Source organism: Enorma sp. (assembly GCF_982429025.1).
Genome location: NZ_CEWCAA010000085.1, coordinates 1 through 2,807 on the forward strand (window position 1 = coordinate 1; position 2,807 = coordinate 2,807).

Sequence of the window (2,807 nt, forward strand, 5' to 3'; positions counted from 1 at the left end):
GTTGGCGAGAGAAGCGCCTTGTGGGCGACGATCTTAAACACGCGCGCGCTCAGCTTGTACTGGCTGGGAGACCAGGGGGCCGCCGAACAGGCGCTCCGATCTGCGCAGGAGTTCCGCGACCGCTTTGCACGGAGCCGGGCGGCAAAGGCGGTTGCCGCTTCGGTCTGCGAGAGCGTGGAGCAGAGGCTGCGTCCGGTCGAGACGTGGGATGCATCCGATCTTGCGCTCATCGTTCGTCGCCTTGAAGGGGCCCAGGCCCACAACGAACGCGCGAGCTGGTGCCTGCGCCTGGCCGAGTATGAGCTGGCGCACGGTGACACCGAGGTTGCGCGCCAGCTTCTCGACGAAAAGGTGCTTTCGCCCATGACGCCCGCCATGCGGCGATCTCGGGACGAGCTGCTGCATGATGTTGAAGCGCGCATGCAGGGGAGGTAGGGGCCTTATGCAGATGCACGGGGCGCGGATGGTGTGCGGATAGCGCGCAGCCCGTAGCCCGTAGCCGGTGCTGGGTAGGCGCTCAAGAAATCTAAGTGTCAATTGATAAGATTTTTTGACTTCGAGTTGTATAAGTTCTCAGAGCTGGGTACTATTCTCTGCGTACGTAAAGGACATGGTGCTGCGGAGGCTAGGTGCTCCGCGCAACCGCTGAAGGAGGAACCTTCTATGAGTCTTAAGCCGCTTGGTGATCGCGTCCTGATTAAGCCCGAGGCTGCTGAGCAGAAGACCGCATCCGGTCTCTACATCGCCAGCAACGCGCAGGAGAAGCCGCAGCGCGGCGAGGTCGTCGCGGTGGGCGAGGGCAAGCTCAACGACAACGGCGAGCGTCTCCCCATGGACGTCAAGCCCGGTGACAAGGTCATCTATGGCAAGTTCGGTGGCAACGAGGTCAAGATCGACGGCGAGGATTACCTCCTCATGCGCGTTGACGACATCTACGCGATCGTCGAGTAGCCCTGTCGGTATGGCTTAGCCATTCATTAGGTACTACATCTTAGGTAACGGAGGATACACAAGATGGCAAAGGATATTACGTTCGATACCGCGGCGCGCACCAAGCTCGCCAAGGGCGTTAACAAGCTCGCTGACGCCGTGACCGTCACCATGGGCCCCAAGGGCCGCTATGTGGCGCTCCAGCGCTCCTTCGGTGCGCCGACCATCACCAACGACGGCGTTTCCGTCGCCAAGGAGATCGAGCTCGAGGACCCCATCGAGAACATGGGCGCTCAGCTGGTGAAGGAGGTCGCCACCAAGACCAACGACACCGTGGGTGACGGCACCACCACCGCGACCCTGCTCGCTCAGGCCATCGTGAACGACGGCCTGCGCAATGTGGCCGCCGGCGCCAACCCGCTGGCCATTCGCCGCGGCATCGAGAAGGCCGTGAACGCTGCGGTCGACGAGATGAAGAAGCAGGCGCAGCCGGTCGAGACCAAGGAGCAGATTGCCTCCGTGGGCACCATCTCCGCTGGCGACCCCAACGTTGGCGCGAAAATCTCCGACGCCATGGACGTCGTGGGCAAGGACGGCGTCATCACCGTCGAGGACGGCCAGACCTTCGACATCCAGATCGACACCGTCGAGGGCATGCAGTTCGACAAGGGCTACGTCTCCGCCTACTTCGTCACCGATAACGATCGTATGGAGGCCACGCTCAAGGATCCTTACATCCTCATGACCGACCAGAAGATCTCTAACGTGCAGGACATCATGCCCGTGCTCGAGGCTGTGAGCCGCGCCGGCAAGAGCCTGCTCATCATCGCCGAGGACATCGAGGGCGAGGCCCTGCCGACCCTCGTGCTCAACAAGGTCCGCGGCGCGCTCTCCGTCGTTGCCGTGAAGGCTCCGGGCTACGGTGACCGTCGTAAGCGCATGCTCGAGGACATCGCCGCGCTCACCGGCGGCCAGGTTGCGCTCGACGAGCTCGGCATCAAGGTTGCCGACATCACCGCCGATATGCTCGGTACCGCGAAGTCCGTCACGGTGACCAAGGACAACACCACCATCGTTGATGGCGGCGGCTCCAAGGAGGCCATCGAGGCCCGCGTTGCCCAGATCAAGGGCGAGCTCGAGCACACCGATTCCGACTTCGACCGCGAGAAGCTCCAGGAGCGCCTCGCTAAGCTCTCCGGCGGCGTGGCCGTCATCAAGGTGGGCGCTGCCACCGAGACCGAGCTCAAGGAGATCAAGCACCGCGTCGAGGACGCCCTGCAGGCGACCCGTGCCGCCGTCGAGGAGGGCATCGTCGCTGGTGGCGGTGTGGCCTTCATGGACGCTGCTCCTGCGCTCGATTCGATTGAGGTCGAGGATCCCGAGGAGAAGATCGGTGTCGACATCGTCAAGAAGGCGCTGACCGCCCCCGTGGCGACCATCGCCCAGAACGCTGGCTTCGAGGGCGCCGTCGTCGTCGACAAGGTTGCTTCCCTGCCCGCGGGCGAGGGCCTCAACTCCTACAACGGCGAGTGGGGCAACATGATCGAGATGGGCGTGCTCGACCCGGTCAAGGTTACCCGCACCACGCTGCAGAACGCCGCGTCCGTTGCCTCCCTCATCCTCATCACCGAGGCTACGGTGACCGATGTTCCGAAGAACACCGCGCTTGAGGATGCCATTGCTGCTGCGACCGCTGGCGCTCAGGGTGGCGGAATGTACTAATCGCGAGTCCTAGAACTCCCGGCGGGAAGCCCCCGGTTTTCTCCTTCGCTGGTCCTCGCAGCTCGGCAGAGCCGAGCTGCTGCGGAAGCGCTCAGGAGAATAACCGGGGGCTTCCCTGCGTTTACGGGCTCGTGGGGGGATGCAGGGGATGAGAG

General features: G+C 63.3%; 2 protein-coding genes and 1 pseudogene. All 3 read left to right on the forward strand.

Annotation, left to right across the window (positions count from 1 at the left end):
- Positions 1 to 435 (forward strand): annotated as a pseudogene (locus AC1VS5_RS09485) (hypothetical protein); the annotation flags it as partial.
- 228 nt (positions 436 to 663) lie between these two features.
- Positions 664 to 951, forward strand: a complete 288-nt coding sequence (gene groES, locus AC1VS5_RS09490; protein ID WP_019127788.1) for a co-chaperone GroES — start codon at positions 664 to 666, stop codon at positions 949 to 951.
- A 63-nt stretch (positions 952 to 1,014) separates the two neighbouring features.
- Positions 1,015 to 2,652 (forward strand): chaperonin GroEL, encoded by a 1,638-nt coding sequence (gene groL / locus AC1VS5_RS09495; RefSeq protein ID WP_019127789.1) that lies wholly within the window; start codon positions 1,015 to 1,017, stop codon positions 2,650 to 2,652.
- Positions 2,653 to 2,807 lie beyond the last annotated feature (155 nt).

Coding starts and splice junctions, on each gene's coding strand:
- groL (WP_019127789.1), top strand. CDS start 1,015: ATGGCAAAGGATATTACGTTCGATACCGCGGCGCGCACCAAGCTCGCC.
- groES (WP_019127788.1), top strand. CDS start 664: ATGAGTCTTAAGCCGCTTGGTGATCGCGTCCTGATTAAGCCCGAGGCT.